We start from the raw sequence: 3,440 nt of genomic DNA, 5'->3' as shown, positions 1-3,440 counted from the left end.
CCCGCCGGCCGGCGTAGCGGGTGCCCAGCGCCAGCCGCACGCCGGCGCCGACCGCGGCGGCGGCCGCCGCCTCGTACAGCGGCGCCATGTCACCCACCCGGAATTCGTCACGGTCGCTGACCAGGCTGACGGGACGGCGCAGGCCAGGGGGGTAGAGCACCACGCGCCGGATCGGCGGCCCGAGGTGTTCGTCGGGCAGCGGGAAGTCGTCGAGTGTCTTCCGCACGAAGATTCCCGTGGTGCGGATCGCGCCGGCGAGGCCGGTCCGCCGCTCGGCCAGGAGCACGTCGTGGCCCTGCCGGGCGAGCAGTGTGGCGACGTGGAGGCCGGCCAGTCCGGCACCGACCACCAGCACATCCGTTTCGGCCGTGTCTCCGGGGTGGTGGGGGGTGGGGGCCGCTGTGGGCATGGCTGTGCTCCTTCGGGCCGTCGAAGGCGGACGCTTCGATCGAATCACGATGGGAAACTATCGAGATTCGATAGATGCGGCAAGTTCGCGGATACGGCTCGGGCTCGCGCCGCATACATCGCGCAGGGTGTGAAGCGGAAGTGAACCTTGTCCGCCGAAAGCGGGAAGTGACCTGTGCGCGCCCTGGCCGGCGACCGGACCGGCCTGGACACTGGGCGGACCGGTGACCGATCGGCCGAGGCCGGAGAGGACACGCCCATGAGGTTCAGCTACGCCCTGTTACCCGACTATCCGCTGCGGGATTCGCTGGCGTCCATCGAGCTCGCCGACGAACTGGGCTTCTACGCCTGTTACGCCGCGGACGAGACCTGGCACAAGGACATGTGGCTGCTGTTCGCCGCGGCCGCCGGCCGGACGCGCACCATCCGCCTGGGGCCCAGCGTCTCCCCCGTCACCCTGCGCGAGCCGACGCTGATCGCGCAGGCCCTGGCCACGCTCGACGAACTCTCCGGCGGCCGGGCCGAGGCCGTGCTGTCCAGCGGCAACTTCGGCCTCCTGGCGCAGTACGGCATCGACTGGACCCGTACCCGGCCCCTGTCCCGCGTCAAGGAGGCGCTGCACGTGGTGCGGACGCTGCTGGACGAGGGCGCCATCACCCACCGCGGCGACTTCTACTCCTACGACGGGCTGTTCACCTTCGCCCGCCCGGTCCAGCAGCATGTGCCCCTGAAGCTCGGGGCGATGCGGGGGCCCAGGTCCTTCGAGGCGGCCGGTGAACTGTCCGACGGATGCCACCACGCGCTGAGCTACACCGCGGAGGCCTACGAGTACGCGGTCCGCCACATCAAGGCCGGCGCGGAACGGGCGGGCAAGGACTGGCGCTCCCTCGACATCGGCGCCTGGGTGGTGTTCGCCACCGGGCCCGACTCCCGGTCGGCGAAGGAGGCGGCCCGCAGCATGGTGGGCATCTACGCCTCCTCCATGCCCGAGGAGCAACTGCGCCGCAACGGCGTCGAGCCCGCCGAGCTGAAACCCGTGATCGAGGCGATCGGCGCCGGCGATCTGGCACGGGGCGTCGAACTGACCACACCGGAGGTCGCCGAGCGGCTGTCCGTCGCGGGCACCCCGGCCGAGTGCGCGGAGAAGATCCGCACCCAGATCGCGCCCAGCGGCGTGAATCACGTCATCTGCGCCCTCACCGACCGGCGGCTGGTGCGGGCCTTCACCGGCCGGGACCTGGACGGCGTGGCCGACGCCGACGACCAACTGCGGCTGATACACGAGGAGATCATGCCCGTGCTGGCCTGAGGGGGCGGGAACTTCTCCGCCACGGGAGCGAGCCGGGCGTCACCGCCGAGCGCGCCCTCGAGGTCCCCCGACAGGCCGAACGTCCGCTTCCGGAACATGGTGACCGTCTCCCCCGGCGGCATCGTCCGCCGCGTCAGCGACGACCGAGGCGGCCCTTCCCGCCCGGCCACCGAGGTGGCCGGTCCCGTCGGCCACCCGTGACGGGGGCCGCGGCCCGGCTGCGCCGTCCACCGGTTCGACTCCGGCAGCCACCGTTTCACCGCCCGGGCGCCCGGAAGGCCGTCCCCCCGGGAGGCGCTGCTCCGTCCGGCGGAATCCGTTCCTCCGGACGGAGCAGTCCCGGGAGCTCGCCGGCCCGCCGCCGGGTCACCGTGGTACGACAGCAGACGGCGACAACGGACGGATGCGCACATGCCGAATTCCCGTCGGTCCGTGAGCCGGCGCGGTCTCCTCATGGCCGGTGGAGCCGTGGCGTCCGCGGTCGCCGTCCCGGACGAGTCCCACGCTCTCGCCCGGAGGACAGCGGGACCGACCGGCGCGGAGGGGGACGACGCCTGGCGGACGAAGATCGATGTCCATCACCATGTCACCGCTCCGGCATGGGTGGACTGGGCGGAGCGCGAAGGCCTGCTGCGGCGGCAGGAACTGCTGTGGTGGGCGCGTTGGGACGCGCGCTCCGCGCTCGATGTGATGGACCGGGTGGGGATCGCGACCGCCGTTCTGCATCCCACCATGCAGGACCGGTACCGCACCCCGGCCCAGGCGAAGGAGGGGCTCACCGTCGTTTTCGAGGCGCTGACCGACCTGACGCACGAGCACCCGGGCCGGTTCGCCTTCCTGTGTCCTGCCCTCCTGGACCACCCCGAGGTCACCACGTGGGCCCTCCGGCGGGCCTTCGACGACCTCGGCGCCGTCGGAGTGAGTGTGAAGGCCAACTACAACGGTGTGTACCTCGGTGATCCTTCGTACGACCGCTTCCTCGCCGAACTCGACGAACGCTCCGGCGTTCTCTTCACGCATCCCCTGGACCTCCCGGGCAGGCCACCGGGGGTCCCCACCGTTGCGGGCATCCCGAATTTCATGTGCGACTTCGCGCTGGACACCACGCGCGCCGCGGTCAACCTGATCCGCACCCGGACGCTCGACCGGTACCCGCGTCTGTCGGTCGTCCTGCCGCACGCCGGCGGGTTCCTCCCCCACATCGCCACCCGTATCGGCGCCTTCGGCGACTTCTGCACCCCGCCCATCGATGCCGCCCGCGTACGGGACTACCTCCACCGCTTCTACTACGACACGGCCGGCCCCCTCTCCCCCGCGTGCACCCTGGTGGCCACGGCCGGTGCCGACCGGATCCTGTACGGCACCGACTGGCCGGCCGCCTCCGCCGACATCATCACGGGCTTCACGGGGCCTGCCGTCGAGGCCGACCACGCGTTCACCGATCACCAGCGCCGCGGCATCTACCGCGACAACGCGCTACGCCTCGTCCCCGCGCTGAAGCGCGCCTGCGGCACCACCTGATCCCGAGGACGACGAGTCGTCGGCGCAGCGGAAGCCGAGGTTGGCCGAGGACGACTCCGGGGTGCTGGACGAGCGGGCCGCGGCGCCGGCGCGGTCCTCCCTCACCGGCGGCCCGCGGTCCCGGCCGGCACGGGGCGCACGGCGGGCTGCCACGCGTCACGGGACCGACGGACAGCGCACGACCGGAGCCGCGGGTCGGAGG

General features: G+C 72.3%; 3 protein-coding genes. 2 read left to right on the top strand and 1 reads right to left on the bottom strand.

Features of this window, described 5'->3' with window-relative positions; all coding sequences use genetic code 11:
• A partial coding sequence (locus tag B7767_RS01075) for an FAD-dependent oxidoreductase (RefSeq protein ID WP_143652122.1) occupies positions 1 to 409 on the bottom strand: 409 nt, incomplete at its 3' end.
• A gap of 258 nt (positions 410 to 667) precedes the next feature.
• Here B7767_RS01075 and B7767_RS01070 point away from each other — a divergent pair.
• Positions 668 to 1,717, top strand: coding sequence for an LLM class flavin-dependent oxidoreductase (locus B7767_RS01070; protein ID WP_085570420.1), 1,050 nt, complete (start codon positions 668 to 670; stop codon positions 1,715 to 1,717).
• 453 nt (positions 1,718 to 2,170) lie between these two features.
• The gene (locus B7767_RS01065) at positions 2,171 to 3,238 is read left to right on the top strand and encodes an amidohydrolase family protein (protein ID WP_256923279.1); all 1,068 of its coding nucleotides are present in this window, start codon (positions 2,171 to 2,173) and stop codon (positions 3,236 to 3,238) included.
• The last annotated feature ends 202 nt before the right edge of the window (positions 3,239 to 3,440 follow it).

Origin of the sequence: Streptomyces sp. 13-12-16 (assembly GCF_002114215.1) — a bacterium.
Taxonomy (GTDB): domain Bacteria; phylum Actinomycetota; class Actinomycetes; order Streptomycetales; family Streptomycetaceae; genus Streptomyces.
This window is presented reverse-complemented; position numbering and strand designations above follow the sequence as displayed.